The sequence below is a fragment of the Kitasatospora sp. NPDC096140 genome, assembly GCF_040303045.1.
Lineage (GTDB): Bacteria > Actinomycetota > Actinomycetes > Streptomycetales > Streptomycetaceae > Kitasatospora.
This window is the reverse complement of the sequence record NZ_JBEOUW010000012.1, coordinates 94,482-109,999: the sequence shown is the minus strand read 5'-3', so window position 1 is coordinate 109,999 and position 15,518 is coordinate 94,482. Positions and strand designations below refer to the sequence as shown.

Sequence of the window (15,518 nt, the reverse complement as noted above, 5' to 3'; positions counted from 1 at the left end):
CGCCCCACCCGTAACCGAACCGCCCGCCGCTCGTTCACACGCACGGGAAGAAGGGGTCCACCAGCTCGAAGGGGACTCCCATGCCGGTCAAGTACACCCGCGAACTGCTCGCCTCGCTCGCCGCGGAGTCCAGCAGCGTCAACGAGATGATGCGCAGACTCGGCGTGCCGATGGCGGGCGGCACGCACAGCTACCTGAGCCGGCGGCTCCGCGACTGCGGCATCGACACCTCGCACTTCACCGAAGGCTGTCGCACTTACAGGCAGCGTCCGTACTCGAAGGAACTGCTGGCCGAGGCCGCAGCCGCCGCGACCACGCTCGACGAGATGCTGATCGCCCTCGATCGGAAGCCGAACGAGTACAACCGAAAGTACCTGCGGCAGCGGATCAAGGCGTACGGCATCGATGCCACGCACTTCCCTGCGCCAGGGACCGTCTACACGAAGGAGTTGCTCCAGGAGGCCGTCGCCGCGTGCCACAGCGTGGCGGGAGTTGTGCGCTACCTCCACAAACGCCAGGCAGGCGGCACCCAGGCCCACATCGGCCGCCGGATCAAGGCGCTCGGAATCGACACCTCTCACTTCACCGGGCAGGCTCATGCCCGCGGCAAGCGAATCCCCACCCGGATCCCGGCCGAGCAGCTCCTGGTCAGGCGGCCCACGGACGCGAAGCGACTGCCCGGAACGCGGATCCGCCGCGCCCTCGCCGAACTCGGCCGACCCGAGTTGTGCGAGGCCTGCGGCACCGGTCCCGAGTGGCGAGGGAAGCCGATGACGCTGGAAGTCGACCACATCAACGGCGACTGGTCGGACAACCGGCCGGACAATCTCCGCCTGCTCTGCCCGAACTGTCACGCCGTCACCGACACGTATTGCGGACGAAACAAGAACAAGCGCTCGGCACCGCCTGAAATCGCGGTGTTCCCACCGGAAGCGAGGCCCTAGACTAGAGGCCACGCGGCCTTGGCGGAGCTGGCAGTCGCGCCGGACTTAGGATCCGGTGGGGGAAACCCCGTGAGGGTTCGAGTCCCTCAGGCCGCACTAGCCTTTCACCTAAGATTCGACGGCCCGCCCCCGAGAGTGATCTCGGGGACGGGCCCTTGTCGTTTTCACATCCGCCGTCAGCCGACGAGGTCCTTCACCACCGGTGCCAGGGCCCTGAAGGCCTGGCCGCGGTGGCTGATGGCGTTCTTCTCGTCCGCGGTGAGCTCCGCGCAGGTGCGGGTCTCGCCGAGGGGCTGGAGGATCGGGTCGTAGCCGAAGCCGCCGTCGCCGGCCGGGGTGGTGCGGAGGGTGCCGAGGAGGCGACCCTCGACGACGCGCTCGGTGCCGTCGGGGAGGGCGAGGGCGGCGGCGCAGAAGAAGTGGGCGCCGCGGTTCGGCTCGGCGATGTCGGAGAGCTGGGCGAGCAGCAGGTCGAGGTTGGCGCGGTCGTCGCCGTGCTTGCCGGCCCAGCGGGCGGAGAAGATGCCGGGTGCGCCGTTCAGCACGTCGACGCAGAGGCCGGAGTCGTCGGCGACGGCGGGCAGGCCGGTGGCGCGGGCCAGGGCATGGGCCTTGAGCAGCGCGTTCTCGGCGAAGGTGACGCCGGTTTCGGGGACGTCCGGGATCTCGGGGTAGGCGTCGGCGCCGACGAGTTCGACGTCGAGGCCGGCGTCGCCGAGGATGGCGCGCAGCTCGGCGACCTTGTGCTGGTTGCGGGTGGCGAGGATCAGACGGGTGGACATATCGCCCACCCTACCGAGCGCCGGTGGTCCGTCAGCCGGTGCACGCCTTGGTGAGGTTGCCGGCGGCGTCGCCGAGCGGCTTGAGGTCGGGGACCTGGTTCTTGTCGGCGGCCTGCTGCACGTTGTCGACCTGCTTCTGCAGGTCCGTCACGGCCTTGGCGACGTCGGTGTTCTTCGAGTTCTTGCCGACCTGGTCGAGGTCGGTCTTGAGCTTCTGCAGCGCCTTCCCGGCGGCGGCCGAGTCGTTGCTGGCGTTGTCGTAGGCCTTGGTGACGTCGGCGATGTCGCCGGTGATCCGTACGGCGGTGCTGCCGCAGTCGATCGCCTTCTGTGCGGCGGAGCAGCTCACCATGGAGAGCGGGAGGATCGCGATGAGTCCGGCCACGGCGAGGGCGGCGGGGCGGGCGATGCTGGACGGCATCCGGTCCTCCTGTGGGGCGCGGGTTCCGTGGTGGGGACGCGCGCCGGGGGGTGCGCGGTTCCCGCAGCGGGGGTGCTGCGGGAACCGTACGGGCTCGGGGCCCGGCGTGTACAGCAGGCTGTCCGGTGGGCCGTGTGGCGGGGTGTCGGTCCCGGGTCGCGGTTGTGGGGCCGCGCCGGTTCGGTCGGCCGACAGCCCCTCAGCCCGCCGGCGCCCGCTCCGCTCGCGCCGCCCGGCCCGCCTGCCCCGGCCTGCCCCGGCGCGTGTCAGCGTGTGTCAGCCGCCGAGGGCCTTGCGCTGGATCTCGTCGAGCTCCGCGCAGCCGAGGCTGCCGAGGTCGAGGAGGCGGTCGAGCAGCTCGCGGTCGAAGGGTGCGCCTTCGGCGGTGCCCTGGACCTCGACGAAGCGGCCGTCGGAGGTGCAGACGATGTTCATGTCGGTCTCGGCGCGCACGTCCTCCTCGTACTGGAGGTCGAGCATCGGGACGCCGTCGATGATGCCGACGCTGACGGCGCTGACGCCGCCGGTGATGGGCTGGCCCTTGGCGCGCAGGAGCTTCTTGTCGCGGGCCCAGGCGACGGCGTCGACGAGGGCGACGTAGGCGCCGGTGATGGCGGCGGTGCGGGTGCCGCCGTCGGCCTGGAGGACGTCGCAGTCGAGGACGATGGTGTTCTCGGCGAGGGCGCGGTGGTCGACGACGGCGCGCAGCGAGCGGCCGATGAGGCGGCTGATCTCGTGGGTGCGGCCGCCGATGCGGCCCTTGACGGCTTCGCGGTCGCCGCGGGTGTTGGTGGCGCGGGGGAGCATGGAGTACTCGGCGGTGACCCAGCCTTCGCCGCTGCCCTTGCGCCAGCGGGGGACGCCTTCGGTGACGCTGGCGGTGCACAGCACCTTGGTGTCGCCGTAGGAGATGAGGACGGAGCCTTCGGCGTGCTTGCTCCAGCCCCGTTCGATGGTGATCGGGCGGAGCTGTTCGGGGGTGCGGCCGTCGATGCGTGACATAGGCACTGAGCGTAGTGGTTCGGGGTGGTGGTTCGGATGCGGCTCGGCCCGGTTGCGGGGGGCTCGCGGGGTGTGTCCGGCGGGGTGTGCCCCGGGTAGCCCGCGGCCCGCCGTTCCCCTGGGTGGGGCGGCGGGCCGGGGCGGGTGAGCGCGGGTGGCTCAGCTCACATCATGTCCTCGATGTCGGCGGCGATCGGGTCGGCGTCGGTGCCGATGACGACCTGGATCGCGGTGCCCATCTTGACGACGCCGTGGGCGCCGGCGGCCTTGAGGGCGGCCTCGTCGACCAGGGAGGCGTCCTTGACCTCGGTGCGGAGTCGGGTGATGCAGCCCTCGACCTCTTCGATGTTGTCGATGCCGCCCAGACCCGCGACGATCTTCTCAGCCTTGCTGGCCATCTGCTCTCTCCCTCTGTCTCGGCTCGCCGGCGGCTCTGCCGGGTGCCGTCGTGCGTGGTGCTGTGGGGGTCGTTCCTCGGCCGGGTGCGGCGAGGTCCGTGCCGGTGGCTGACGCGGGGTCAGTCGTGGCCGTGCTGCCGGGCAGCGCGACCAGCATCACCCGTGCAGGTCCGGTTTGCCACGTTAGTGCACATTCGGCCCATTCCGGCGGGCAGGCCCCCGGCCGTCGCCCGAGGATGACGATCAGCGGGGCCGGCGTCCCGGAGTGCGGCCTGCGTCCCAAGGTGGTCTACACCAATATATGTGTACTCCGATGAACGCAGGACGGACCCCGGGTGTTCCCGGGCCCTGCCCGAGGGTCCCGCAGGGGCCACCGGCCGGCAACTGCTTCCCGGAGGGCGAAGGATGAGTTCGGCAGGCGCCACCGCCCCGCAGACGACGTGGTGGCACACCGTCTACGGCGGCCTCCAGAAGATGGGCCGCTCGCTGCAGCTGCCGGTGGCCGTGCTCCCCGCGGCGGGTATCCTCAACCGGCTCGGCCAGCCGGACGTGTTCGGCAAGGACGGCCTGGGCTGGGACAAGGTCGCCAAGGTCTTCGCCGCGGCCGGCGGCGCGCTGCTCGACTCCTCGCTCGGCCTGCCGATGCTGTTCTGCATCGGCGTGGCGATCGGCATGGCCAAGAAGGCGGACGGCTCGACGGCCCTGGCGGCCGTGGTCGGGTTCCTCGTCTACTACCAGGTCCTGCGGGCCTTCCCGGAGAAGTGCGCACCGCCGACCGTCCTGGTCAGCGACCAGTGCGTGGACTACACCTCGGCGAAGGCGGCCGTCGCGACCTACCAGAATCCGGGGGTGCTCGGCGGCATCCTGCTCGGCCTGATGTCGGCCTGGCTGTGGGTGCGGTTCCACCGCACCAGGCTGGTCGACTGGCTGGGCTTCTTCAACGGCCGCCGCCTGGTCCCGATGATCACCGCGCTGGTCGGCATGCTGCTCGCCGTCGTCGCGCTCTGGGTCTGGCCGCCGATCGGCCGCGGCCTGAACGACTTCTCGCAGGATCTGGCCGACCTCGGTGCGGGTGGCGCCGGCATCTTCGGCGTGGCGAACCGCGCGCTGCTGCTGATCGGGATGCACCAGTTGCTGAACACCTTCGTCTGGTTCCAGTTCGGTGAGTTCACCAAGCCCGACGGCATGATGGTGCACGGCGACATCCCGCGTTTCCTGGCGGGCGACCCGACGGCCGGCCAGTTCCTGTCCGGATTCTTCCCGATCATGATGTTCGCGCTGCCCGCCGCCGCGCTCGCGATCGCGCACTCCGCCAAGCCGCACCGCCGCAAGGAGATCTACGGGCTGATGCTCTCGGTCGGCCTGACCTCCTTCGTCACCGGCGTCACCGAGCCGATCGAGTACTCCTTCGCCTACATCGCCCCGGCCCTGTTCGCCGTGCACGCCCTGCTGACCGGCGCCTCGATGGCGGTGACCTGGGGACTGGGGGTGCACGACGGGTTCAGCTTCTCGGCCGGCCTGATCGACTACGTGCTCAACTGGGGCCTGGCCACCAAGCCGTGGCTGATCATCCCGATCGGCCTGGCCTTCGCCGCCGTCTACTACGCCCTCTTCCGGTTCATCATCGTGAAATTCAACCTGAAAACCCCGGGCCGGGAGGACGAGGACCAAGTCGAGGACGTCACCAAGGCCTGATTCCCGCGCCCTCCGGACATCTCCGGCGAAGGCCCTCGGACCGTACGGCCCGGGGGTCTTCGGCATTTCGGGAAAGGGCCGAATTCCCGGCCGGACAGCCGCCGGAAAGGCAATTCGGCCGCGGTCCGGCCGTGCCGGGCTCGCTTCGTACGGGGGTCCACCGCGCGCGGGGGTGCCACATCGTGCACGTCCGCGACGTCGCGGTCACTCTCAGCAGCCTCCGGGCGGGCCCCGGAGCGGCGGGATCACCCCGGGACCGCCCCGGGCGTCCGCCCCGGCCGGGCCGCTGCCGGGGCGCGGCTCTTTTTGTTGCGCAAATAGCCAAAATCGCAATCCCGCCGCTAATCATGATCGTCGTTCCGCGACTAGGTTTCGATTTCATAGCGCTTCCCGGCGGCGGCGCTTTCCGGGGTTCCTTGCCTTGTCCGCCCGTGCTACAAAACTGGTCTACACCACCCGTGGTGTAGACCAGTTCGCGGTTCGGCCCCTGTGCCTTCCCCCGACCGACCGCCATGCCGTTAGGAACCCACCCCCATGAGTCAGTCTGCGCAGGCACCGGCGCCCGCCGCGGCTCCGGCCACGCCAAGCCCCGCCAAGAAGTTCGGCCAGAACCTCCTCCAGGGTCTGCAGAAGATCGGCCGCAGCCTCCAGCTGCCCATCGCGGTGCTCCCCGCCGCCGGCCTGCTGCTGCGACTCGGCCAGGACGACGTGTTCGGCAAGGACGGCCTCGGCTGGGACAAGGTCGCCTCGGTCTTCGCCACCGCCGGCAGCGGCGTCTTCGACAACCTGCCGCTGCTGTTCGCGGTGGGCATCGCGATCGGCTTCGCGAAGAAGGCGGACGGCTCCACCGCCCTCGCCGCGCTCGTCGGCTTCCTGGTGTACAAGAACGTGCTCACCGCGTTCCCGATCACCGAGGGCCACATCGCCGACGGCAAGTGGGTCGCCCCGACCTACCAGAACCCCGGGGTGCTCGGCGGCATCGTGATCGGCCTGCTGGCCGCCGTGCTGTGGCAGAAGTACCACCGCACCAGGCTGGTCGACTGGCTCGGCTTCTTCAACGGCCGCCGCCTGGTCCCGATCCTGATGGCCTTCGTCGGCACCGCCGTCGGTGTGCTGTTCGCCCTGACCTGGGGCCCGATCGGCGACGCCATCAAGAGCCTGAACGACTCCCTGATCGGCGCCGGCGCGTTCGGTGCGGGCGCCTTCGGCCTGGTCAACCGCGGTCTGCTGCCGGTCGGCATGCACCAGTTCGTGAACTCCTTCGCCTGGTTCCAGACCGGTGACTTCACCAAGGCCGACGGCACCGTCGTGCACGGCGACCTGACCCGCTTCTTCGCCGGCGACCCGACCGCCGGACAGTTCATGTCGGGGTTCTACCCGATCATGATGTTCGCGCTGCCCGCCGCCGCGCTGGCCATCGCCCACTCCGCCAAGCCGCACCGCCGCAAGGCCATCACCGGCATGATGGTCTCGCTGGCCCTGACCTCCTTCGTCACCGGTGTCACCGAGCCGATCGAGTTCGCCTTCGTCTTCATCGCCCCGGCCCTGTACGTCATCCACGCGCTGCTCACCGCCGTCTCGATGGCCGTCACCTGGGCTCTCGGCGTGCACGACGGCTTCACCTTCTCCGGCGGCCTGATCGACTACCTGCTGGCCTGGAACAAGGCCACCGACCCGTGGATGATCATCCCGCTCGGCCTGGTCTTCGCCGCGCTGTACTACTTCCTCTTCCGCTTCGCGATCACCAAGTTCGACCTCAAGACCCCCGGTCGCGAGGACGACGACGAGATCGAGGACGTCACCAAGGCCTGACGCCCGCACCGCTCCGCCCGAAGGCCCCGCCCCGCCGCTGCTCCCCCAGCGGCGGGGCGGGGCCTTCGGCGTGCCTTGTCCGCCGCCCTCGACAGCCCCGGCCGCTTCGACGCCGGGCACTACGCCGCCCTCGCCGGGCTCGCCGAACGGGCCACCCTGGACTTCGTCACCCTCGACGACTCCTTCGCCGCCGAGCCGGGCCGACCCGACGCGCTCGCCGCGCTCGCCCGGATCGCCCCGCTGACCGGCCGGATCGGACTGGTGCCGACCGTCACCACCACCCACACCGAGCCCTTCCACACCTCGATCTCGGTCAACACCCTGGACTGGGTGAGCCGCGGCCGGGCCGGCTGGCTGGTCGGCGTCTCCGCGACCGAGGCCGAGGCGAGGGCCTGCGGCTGCGCGAGTCCAAGGGCCGCATCCACGACCTGGACGTGGTCGGCCGCCCCGAGTCGATCACCGTGCTGAACGCGCCGGCCGCCGTCCCCGCCCGGCTCGGCCTGGCCGCCACCGTCAACGCGACCTTCAACGAACCGTACGAACTGGCCCGCCGCTTCGCCTCGTTGGACCACCTCTCCGGCGGCCGCGCGGCCTGGAACGTGGTCACCTCCTCGGACGCCTTCACCGGCGAGAACTTCCGCCGCGGCGGCTACCCGGACCACGCCGACCGCTACACCCGGGCCGCCGAATTCGTCCGGCTGGCACAGGAGTTCCGGGACGCCGGGGAGGACGGCGTCCGGCACCGCGGCCCGCAGTTCGAGGTCGAGGGCCGGCTCTCGCTGCCGCGCCCGCCGCAGGGCCACCCGGTGGTGATCCAGGCCGGGGACTCCGAAGAGGGCCGGGAGTTCGCCGCCGCCACCGCCGACGTGGTCTTCACCAGGCACTCCACCCTCGCCGCCGGCCAGGCCTTCCACGCGGACGTCAAGCGCAGGCTCGCCGCGTACGGGCGCGGGCCGGACGAGCTGAAGATCATGCCCGGGGCCACCTTCGTCCTGGGCGACACCGACGCCGACGCCGACGAACGCGCCGCCGAGGTCCGCCGGGCCCAGGTCGGCCCGCAGACCGCGATCGCCTTCCTGGAGCAGGTCTGGGGCGTGGACCTCTCCGACCACGACCCGGACGGACCGCTGCCGGACGTCGATCCCGAGCCGGACAGCACGCTCGTCCAGGGCCGGGTCCGGTTCGGCGACCCGCGGGCCGTCGCCGAACGGTGGCGGGCCGTCGCCGCGGAGAAGGGACTGACCACCCGCGAACTGGTCATCGAGGTGACCGGCCGGCAGTCCTTCGTCGGCTCCCCCGCGACCGTCGCCGCGCAGATCGACCACTTCGTGCAGAACGACGCCGCCGACGGCTTCATCCTCGTCCCGCACCTCACCCCGGGCGGCCTGGACGAGTTCGTCGACCGGGTGGTGCCGCCGCTCCAGGAACGCGGGGTGTTCCGCGCCGACTACACCGGCCCGACCCTGCGGGACCACCTCGGACTGCCCGTCCCCCGGCGGCCCTGAGGCCCGTCGTCGAGCCCCCTCCGGCCGGTCAGACCTCGTACACCGCGCCGGCGCGGGCGATCTCGACCGGGCCGGCGTAGGCGGCGGCCGCGTCGCGGCGGTTGTGCTCGGCGTCGGTCCACGGGGGGATGTGGGTGAGGACGAGCCGGCGGGCGCCGGCGGCGGTGGCGTGCTCGCCGGCTTCGCGGCCGTTGAGGTGGACGGCCCGGTAGGTGTCCCGACCGTCGATGTAGGCGGCCTCGCAGAGGAAGAGGTCGGTGTCGCGGGCCAGTTCGACGAGTTCGGTGCTCTCGCCGGTGTCACCGCTGTAGACGATCGAGCGGCCGCCGTGTCCGAGGCGGAAGGCGAAGGCGTCGACGGGGTGGTTGACCTGGGCGACGTCCACCCGGAACGGGCCCAGGTCGAAGCCGCCCGGCGTGAGGGTGCGGAACTCGAAGACCTCCTTCATGCCGGGGTTCTCCGGCATGTCGTAGGCGCGGGCGAGTCGCTCGGCGGTGCCGGCCGGGCCGTACACAGGGAGCGGGTCGGGGCAGCCCTCGGCGCGGTAGTTGCGGGCCACCCAGTACGCGCACAGGTCGATGCAGTGGTCGGCGTGCAGGTGGCTGAGCAGGACGGCGTCGACGTCGTAGAGGCCGGTGTACTTCTGCAGGGCGCCGAGGGCTCCGTTGCCGAGGTCGAGGACGACGCGGTAGCCCTCGGCCTCGACCAGGTAGCTGGAGCAGGGCGAGTCGGCGGACGGGAAGCTCCCCGAGCACCCCACCACGGTCAGTTTCATCCGAGCCCCTCCGCCCCGACACGTCCTGGCTGCTGCTGGAAAACGGCATGGAAAACGGCAGGCCGGGCCGGTGGACCGGCCGGTAGCACTGCATTGGTGTGTCGAGGGTAAGGGTGGAGCGGCACTTTGCCCCCGTCCCCGTGCCGGGCTGTGGCTGGAATCACCAGAACGCCGGGGACGGCGGCGGGAGGCGGGGGCGCGGGTGGGATCAGCGGTGCCGGGGGCGGTTGCGCGCCCAGGCGCGGATGGTGTCGGGGTACCAGCGGGGGTGGCCGCTGCCGTCGGTCGCGTCCGGGTCGGGCAGCAGTCCGTGCCGCCGGTAGCTGCGGACGGTGTCGGGCCGGACGCCGATGTGCCGGGCGATCTCGGCGTAGGACCACGGTTCGTCGTCGCGGCTCACGCGCGCCCCCCGACCGTTCTCCGGTCGGCCGTTCGCTCGTCGACCGTTCGCTCGCTTCGTTGACGTCGCTCACTCACGAGGCACCTCCGGGGCGGGGCGGGCGTTCGGGACGCAGCCTCCCCGGAGCGGGGCGGGCGTTCGGCACAGAACGGGCACCGTGGCGGTTCCGTGACGAACCGGGAGCAACGCGGGGACAAATACTCAACTGTCACGGTCGGCACGGTGGTGGCGTCCGCCGTCGGCCCGGTACGGTTCGCCGCATGAACGGCATGACTGGTACCTGGGTCGTCCTGGCGCTGGCCGGCATCGCGCTGGTGGCGGCCGTCGCGGCGGTGCTGGCGCGGCGCACCCGCCCGGCCGCGCGCCCGGCGGGGCCGACCGGCCCGCGGCCACGCCCGAGCACCCGGGCGGCCCGCCCGGAGCCGCAGGAGATCTGGTGGGCGGAGGTGCCGTTCGAGGACGGCCCCGGCGCCAAGGACCGCCCGTGCCTGGTGCTGCGGGTGCACGGCCGGACGGCCACCGTCGCGAAGATCACCAGCAAGCACCACGCCGAGCGACCGGGAGTGCTGCCGCTGCCGCCCGGTTCGGTCGGCGACCGCCAGGGCCGGGCCAGCTGGCTGGAGACCGACGAGCTGCGCGAGGTGCCGCTGTCGGCGTTCCGCCGCCGGGCGGGCACGGTGGACCGGCAGGTGTGGGCCCGGGCGCAGAAGGTGCTGAACTAGCCGGGTCCGGGTCCGGCGCTGGGGCCGGGGCCGGGCCTCAGGCCCAGAGCTGGCCCTGCAGCGCCTCGACCGCCGCCTCGGTGGACTCGGCGGTGTAGATGCCGGTGGACAGGTACTTCCAGCCGCCGTCGGCGACCACGAAGACGATGTCCGCGCGCTCCCCCGCGGCGGCGGCCTTGCGGCCGACGCCGATCGCCGCGTGCAGGATGGCGCCGGTGGAGACGCCCGCGAAGATGCCCTCCTGCTGCAGGAGTTCACGCGTGCGGCGGACGGCGTCCGCGGAGCCGACGGAGAAGCGGGTGGTGAGCACCTCGGCGTCGTACAGCTCGGGGACGAACCCCTCGTCGAGGTTGCGCAGCCCGTACACCAGGTCGTCGTAGCGCGGTTCGGCGGCGACGATCTTCACGCCGGGGACCTTCTCGCGCAGGTAGCGGCCGACGCCCATCAGGGTGCCCGTGGTGCCGAGGCCGGCCACGAAGTGGGTGACGGTCGGCAGGTCGGCGAGGATCTCGGGGCCGGTGCCGGTGTAGTGGGCGCCCGCGTTGTCGGGGTTGCCGTACTGGTAGAGCATGACCCAGTCGGGGTGCTCGGCGGCGATCTCCTTGGCGATCCGGACGGCGGTGTTGGAGCCGCCGGCGGCCGGGGAGGGGATGATCTCGGCGCCCCACATGCGGAGCAGCTCGCGCCGTTCCTCGCTGGTGTTCTCGGGCATGACGCAGACCATCCGGTAGCCCTTGAGCTTGGCGGCCATGGCGAGCGAGATGCCTGTGTTGCCGCTGGTGGGCTCCAGGATGGTGCAGCCCGGGGTGAGCCGGCCGTCGGCCTCGGCGCGCTCGATCATGTGCAGCGCCGGGCGGTCCTTGATCGAGCCGGTCGGGTTGCGGTCCTCCAGCTTGGCCCAGAGGCTGACCAGGCCCTCGGTGTTGCCGGGAACGGCGGCGGACAGCCGCGGCAGGCGGACCAGCGGGGTGTTGCCGACGGCTTCGAGCGGACTGTCGTAACGCAAGGGAGGCCTCCGGCCACGGCGGTGAGGGTCACACGGCGGTGAGGGTCACGAGGGTGGTTCCCCCGCCGGCGGCGGGGGAACCGGGAGGTCAGCGGGCGCCGCCGGCCACGGCGGGCAGGATCGTGACGCTGTCACCGTCGGCGAGGGCGGTGGAGATGCCCTCCAGGAACCGCACGTCCTCGTCGTTCAGGTAGACGTTGACGAAGCGGCGCAGCTCGCCGCCCTCGACCAGGCGGGCGGCGATGCCCGGGTGCCGGGCGTCGAGGTCGGTGAAGAGTTCCCCGAGGTTGCTGCCGTTGCCCTCGACGGCCTTGGCGCCGTCGGTGTAGGTGCGGAGGATGGTCGGGATGCGGACCTCGATGGCCATGGGTGCGCTCCTGTGCGAGTCGTGGAGTGGGTGGGCCGCAGCGGGCGCGGCAGGGCGGACGGGTGCCCGGGGCTCGGCGCCGCCGCAGGGGTGGCGGGCCCGGGTGGGGTGCGGCGGCTCTCAGCGCGAGCGCGCGGGCGTGCCTGGACAGATCGCGCCGGCGTGCCGGCACAGGTCGATGTGCAGGCGCGCCACGAGGCGGGTGCCCGGGGCCTGGTTGCTCACATCGACGGAACGCATGGGCTCATCGTATAGATTCCCGGGCCCGCTTAGACATGCCCGTCTCGGGATCCGGATGTTCCCGTCCCCGCTGCTGAGACGGCGCGGGCCGCCGACCGCTCGTCGGCGGTCGGCGGGCCGCGTCCGGGCGGGTGCCGGTCAGGCCTGGTACGTCTCGACGACCTGGACGTCTTCCTCTGTGATCTCGCCGTCCACGATGCGGAACGAGCGGAACTGGTAGGGGTCGTCCTCCCCGTTGCCGTCCGCGGTGGAGACCAGGACGTAGTGGGCGAACGGCTCGGAGGCGTAACTCACGTCGGTGCGCGAGGGGTAGGCCTCGGTCGCGGTGTGCGAGTGGTAGACGATCACCGGCTCCTCGTCGCGGTCGTCCATCTCACGGTAGAGCTTGAGCAGGTCGCCCGAGTCGAACTCGTAGAAGGTGGGCGAGCGGGCGGCGTTGAGCATCGGGATGAACCGCTCGGGCCGTCCGCTGCCGGCCGGTCCGGCGACCACGCCGCAGGCCTCGTCCGGGTGGTCGGCGCGGGCGTGGGCCACGATCCGGTCGCGGAGTTCTCGGGTGATGGTCAGCATGCGGTCAGGATAGCCACGCCCCGGCGGGTGTCCGCCGGGGCGTCCGAGGCGCGGTCGGCGGGCGTCCGCGGGGTGGGCGACGGACACCGGGCCCACCCGGCGGGGGCGCCCGCCGGGTGGGCCCGGTGTCCGTACGAAGCGCGGGATCAGCCGCCGTTGGCGACCTGCGCGTGGTCGCGGCCGGCCTCCTGGGCGGGGCCGTCGACGGCCTGCGGGTCGCGGCGCCGCAGGAAGCGGTAGCCGACCACCAGCACCAGGGCCCAGCCCGGGAACACGTAGAGCGAGATGCGGTTGTCCTCGTCCAGGCCGATCAGGACCACGACCAGGGCGAGGAAGGCGAGCGCGGTCCAGCTGACCCAGGCGCCGCCGGGGGCCTTGAAGCTGGGCGCCGGCAGGCGGCCGGCCTGCCAGGCCCGGCGGTAGCGGATCTGGGAGATCAGGATCATCGCCCAGGTCCACAGGCCGCAGACCGTGGCGACCGAGGTGATGTACTCGAACGCCCGTGCCGGGACGAGGTAGTTGAGCACCACGCCGAGGCCCATCAGCAGGCTGGAGACGGTGATCGCGAAGGCCGGGGTGCGGCGGGAGTTGAGCTTGGTGAGCTGTCCCGGGGCCTGGCCGCGCAGGGCGAGGTCGCGCAGCATGCGGCCGGTGGAGTACATCCCGGAGTTGCAGGAGGAGAGCGCGGCGGTGAGCACCACGAAGTTGATGATGCCGGCCGCGGCCGGGATGCCGATCTTGCCGAAGGCGGCGACGAACGGGCTGACGCCGGGCTGGAACTCGGTCCACGGCACGAGCGAGAGGATGACGACCAGTGCGCCGATGTAGAACAGCGCGATGCGCCAGGGCAGGGTGTTGATGGCGCGCGGCAGGGTCTTCTCGGGGTTCTCGCTCTCGCCCGCGGTGACGCCGACGAGTTCGACGCCCAGGTAGGCGAACATGACGATCTGAAGGGTCATCACGGTGGCGCCGATGCCCTTGGGGAAGAAGCCGCCGTCCTGCCACAGGTGGGTGATCGACGCGGTGTCACCGGCCTTGCTGAAGCCGAGGGTGAGCACCCCGATGCCGATCAGGATCATGCCGATGATGGCGGTGACCTTGACCATGGAGAACCAGAACTCGATCTCGCCGAACAGCTTCACCGAGATCAGGTTGGCCGCGTAGAGGACGACCAGGAAGGTCAGCGCGCTGGCCCACTGGGGTATGCCGGGTGCCCAGAACTTCACGTACACGGCGGCGGCGGTGGTCTCCGCCATGCCGGTGACGACCCAGAACAGCCAGTACGTCCAGCCGGTCACGTAGCCGGCGAAGGGGCCGAGGAACTCCCGCGCGTACTCGGCGAAGCTGCCGGAGACCGGTCGGTAGGTGAGGAGTTCACCGAGGGCGCGCATGATCACGAAGATCACCACGCCGGCGACGGCGTAGGAGAGGATCAGGCTCGGGCCGGACTTGGAGATCGCGGTGCCGGCGCCGAGGAAGAGCCCGGTGCCGATCGCTCCGCCGATCGCGATCATCTGGATCTGGCGGCTGCCGAGTCCCCGCTCGTAGCCCTCCTCGTCCGGTTTGGTGTCGACCACGTGGTCGTACGACTTCTCGGCCATGGTGCACCGTCCTGCTCGGTCTCGGGGGTGGAGAAGTCGTACCACGCACGATCCGGATAACGGTGTCCATCTGAGCGATATTTGAGCATGCCCTGGCAGGGTTTGCCCGATTTTGGAGGGAAAAGCCGCGGCTGATCGTCCACATGCTGGACCGAACCGCCGGGGCCTGCCCGAAAGCGGGCAGGATCACCCCGGAAGTGCGAACGGGAGAGAACCGCGACGCCCCGCGTACACGCGGGAACTCCCTTGGGTTCAGGCCCCGTTCACCCGACCGGGGCCGTCCGCCCGCCGGCGCCGCTCAGTCGGCCATCGCCTCCAGCAGCGACTCCTGCAGCGCGCCCAGCCAGAGGTACGCCATCACCAGCGGCTTGCGCTCGTCGCCGTCCGGCAGCGCGTAGAGGCCCTCCTCGTCGTCCTCGGTGACCTCCAGCCGCACTCCGAGGGCCAGCCGCAGGTCGTTCAGCGCACCCAGCCAGCGCAGGACGTCGGGAGCGCCCAGCTTGAGCACCCCGGCGCCGCCGAGGCCGTCCAGCGCCCGGACGACGAACAGCGCGTCGTCCCGCTTGCGGGCCCGCAGGTCCAGCTCGGTGAAGCGGCGGAACTCCCCGGACGCGGCCCGGGCCTCCTCGTCGTCCGGCTTCTCCGGGTCGCGGTAGGCGTCCGGGAAGAAGCGGTTCAGCACCGGGTCGGCGGGTGCCTCGGTCGGGCCCTCGGCGAACAGCGCGGCCAGCGGGTCGCCGCCCTCCCCGCCCGGGCCGGGGCCGATCAGCTCCAGCAACTGCACTTCCAGCGAGCGGAGGATGGAGGCCTCCCACTCGTCCAGCGCGATCGCCGCGCCGCCACCGCCGGTGCTCTCGAACAACCCAGCCATCTCTATCGGTCAGCCCGTCTTCGTCGTCTTCGTGTCGTGCGGTCGGCGGTCGGCGTTCGGCCGGTCGGCGCGCGGCCGCCCGACCCGTCGGCCCGGCGTCAGTCGTGCTGCAGCGTCGCCCAGAGGCCGTAGCCGTGCATCGCCTGGACGTCGCGCTCCATCTCCTCGCGGGAACCACTGGAGACCACCGCCCGCCCCTTGGTGTGGACGTCCATCATCAGCTTCCTGGCCTTGTCCTTCGGGTAGCCGAAGTAGGCCTGGAACACGTACTGGACGTAGCTCATCAGGTTGACCGCGTCGTTGTGCACGATGGTCACCCAGGGCGTGTCCGGCTCTGTCACCGGCAGCCCCTCGACCTCAGGGCGCTCGATCTCTGCGGGCGCGACACTCACGCCGGGTCCTCCTCG

17 protein-coding genes, 1 tRNA gene and 2 pseudogenes are annotated in these 15,518 nt (G+C 71.5%); 7 read left to right on the top strand and 13 right to left on the bottom strand.

The features are described 5' to 3' along the window. The first annotated feature begins 80 nt into the window (after positions 1 to 80). A complete protein-coding gene (locus tag ABT048_RS15155; protein WP_350521818.1) occupies positions 81 to 944 on the top strand; it encodes an HNH endonuclease signature motif containing protein in 864 nt (287 codons plus the stop codon). A 12-nt stretch (positions 945 to 956) separates the two neighbouring features. Further along, positions 957 to 1,040: transfer RNA gene (locus tag ABT048_RS15150), tRNA-Leu, on the top strand. Positions 1,041 to 1,120: 80 nt separating this feature from the next. Here the strand turns inward: ABT048_RS15150 and rdgB are convergent. The 4 genes from rdgB to ABT048_RS15130 all read right to left on the bottom strand — a co-directional run bounded on the left by rdgB (position 1,121) and on the right by ABT048_RS15130 (position 3,547). Next, positions 1,121 to 1,726 carry an RdgB/HAM1 family non-canonical purine NTP pyrophosphatase gene (gene rdgB, locus ABT048_RS15145; RefSeq protein ID WP_350521817.1) on the bottom strand — a complete coding sequence of 202 codons (606 nt, stop codon included), beginning with the start codon at positions 1,724 to 1,726 and terminating at the stop codon, positions 1,121 to 1,123. A 31-nt stretch (positions 1,727 to 1,757) separates the two neighbouring features. Further along, positions 1,758 to 2,147 (bottom strand): hypothetical protein, encoded by a 390-nt coding sequence (locus ABT048_RS15140; RefSeq protein WP_350521816.1) that lies wholly within the window; start codon positions 2,145 to 2,147, stop codon positions 1,758 to 1,760. A 276-nt stretch (positions 2,148 to 2,423) separates the two neighbouring features. After that, entirely contained in the window at positions 2,424 to 3,149 is a 726-nt protein-coding gene (gene rph / locus ABT048_RS15135; RefSeq protein ID WP_350521815.1) for a ribonuclease PH, read from the bottom strand. A 164-nt stretch (positions 3,150 to 3,313) separates the two neighbouring features. Further along, a complete protein-coding gene (locus tag ABT048_RS15130) occupies positions 3,314 to 3,547 on the bottom strand; it encodes a PTS sugar transporter subunit IIB (RefSeq protein WP_030060521.1) in 234 nt (77 codons plus the stop codon). A gap of 405 nt (positions 3,548 to 3,952) precedes the next feature. On the opposite strand from ABT048_RS15130, the gene ABT048_RS15125 reads away from it, so the two are divergent. From ABT048_RS15125 to ABT048_RS15110, 4 genes and pseudogenes are all read left to right on the top strand, one after another. Further along, the gene (locus ABT048_RS15125) at positions 3,953 to 5,242 is read left to right on the top strand and encodes a PTS transporter subunit EIIC (protein ID WP_350521814.1); all 1,290 of its coding nucleotides are present in this window, start codon (positions 3,953 to 3,955) and stop codon (positions 5,240 to 5,242) included. A gap of 534 nt (positions 5,243 to 5,776) precedes the next feature. Next, a complete protein-coding gene (locus tag ABT048_RS15120) occupies positions 5,777 to 7,054 on the top strand; it encodes a PTS transporter subunit EIIC (RefSeq protein WP_350521813.1) in 1,278 nt (425 codons plus the stop codon). 75 nt (positions 7,055 to 7,129) lie between these two features. Further along, positions 7,130 to 7,486 (top strand): annotated as a pseudogene (locus tag ABT048_RS15115) (LLM class flavin-dependent oxidoreductase); the annotation flags it as partial. Then, positions 7,441 to 8,559 (top strand): annotated as a pseudogene (locus tag ABT048_RS15110) (LLM class flavin-dependent oxidoreductase); the annotation flags it as partial. The pseudogenes ABT048_RS15115 and ABT048_RS15110, both read left to right, overlap by 46 nt. A gap of 28 nt (positions 8,560 to 8,587) precedes the next feature. Here ABT048_RS15110 and ABT048_RS15105 read toward each other — a convergent pair. Further along, positions 8,588 to 9,334, bottom strand: a complete 747-nt coding sequence (locus ABT048_RS15105; protein ID WP_350521812.1) for an MBL fold metallo-hydrolase — start codon at positions 9,332 to 9,334, stop codon at positions 8,588 to 8,590. Between the two features lie 208 nt (positions 9,335 to 9,542). Next, entirely contained in the window at positions 9,543 to 9,734 is a 192-nt protein-coding gene (locus ABT048_RS15100) for a MerR family transcriptional regulator (RefSeq protein ID WP_350521811.1), read from the bottom strand. A gap of 260 nt (positions 9,735 to 9,994) precedes the next feature. Here ABT048_RS15100 and ABT048_RS15095 point away from each other — a divergent pair, with 260 nt between their 5' ends. Next, positions 9,995 to 10,456 carry a type II toxin-antitoxin system PemK/MazF family toxin gene (locus ABT048_RS15095; RefSeq protein WP_402805127.1) on the top strand — a complete coding sequence of 154 codons (462 nt, stop codon included), beginning with the start codon at positions 9,995 to 9,997 and terminating at the stop codon, positions 10,454 to 10,456. Positions 10,457 to 10,493: 37 nt separating this feature from the next. Here ABT048_RS15095 and ABT048_RS15090 read toward each other — a convergent pair whose 3' ends face one another. The 7 genes from ABT048_RS15090 to clpS form a co-directional block, all read right to left on the bottom strand. Further along, on the bottom strand, positions 10,494 to 11,462 hold the full coding sequence (locus tag ABT048_RS15090; RefSeq protein WP_189919141.1) for a PLP-dependent cysteine synthase family protein: 969 nt from the start codon (positions 11,460 to 11,462) through the stop codon (positions 10,494 to 10,496). An 88-nt stretch (positions 11,463 to 11,550) separates the two neighbouring features. Continuing rightward, complete coding sequence (locus tag ABT048_RS15085; protein ID WP_030242903.1) at positions 11,551 to 11,829, bottom strand: MoaD/ThiS family protein; 279 nt, start codon at positions 11,827 to 11,829, stop codon at positions 11,551 to 11,553. Between the two features lie 120 nt (positions 11,830 to 11,949). After that, positions 11,950 to 12,069 carry a putative leader peptide gene (locus tag ABT048_RS15080; protein ID WP_317621128.1) on the bottom strand — a complete coding sequence of 40 codons (120 nt, stop codon included), beginning with the start codon at positions 12,067 to 12,069 and terminating at the stop codon, positions 11,950 to 11,952. Positions 12,070 to 12,207: 138 nt separating this feature from the next. Continuing rightward, the gene (locus tag ABT048_RS15075) at positions 12,208 to 12,639 is read right to left on the bottom strand and encodes a M67 family metallopeptidase (RefSeq protein WP_350521810.1); all 432 of its coding nucleotides are present in this window, start codon (positions 12,637 to 12,639) and stop codon (positions 12,208 to 12,210) included. A gap of 146 nt (positions 12,640 to 12,785) precedes the next feature. Continuing rightward, positions 12,786 to 14,240 carry an amino acid permease gene (locus ABT048_RS15070; protein WP_350521809.1) on the bottom strand — a complete coding sequence of 485 codons (1,455 nt, stop codon included), beginning with the start codon at positions 14,238 to 14,240 and terminating at the stop codon, positions 12,786 to 12,788. 298 nt (positions 14,241 to 14,538) lie between these two features. Continuing rightward, positions 14,539 to 15,111, bottom strand: coding sequence for a DUF2017 domain-containing protein (locus ABT048_RS15065; protein ID WP_350521808.1), 573 nt, complete (start codon positions 15,109 to 15,111; stop codon positions 14,539 to 14,541). A 98-nt stretch (positions 15,112 to 15,209) separates the two neighbouring features. Continuing rightward, complete coding sequence (clpS, locus tag ABT048_RS15060; RefSeq protein WP_350521807.1) at positions 15,210 to 15,503, bottom strand: ATP-dependent Clp protease adapter ClpS; 294 nt, start codon at positions 15,501 to 15,503, stop codon at positions 15,210 to 15,212. Positions 15,504 to 15,518: the final 15 nt, after the last annotated feature.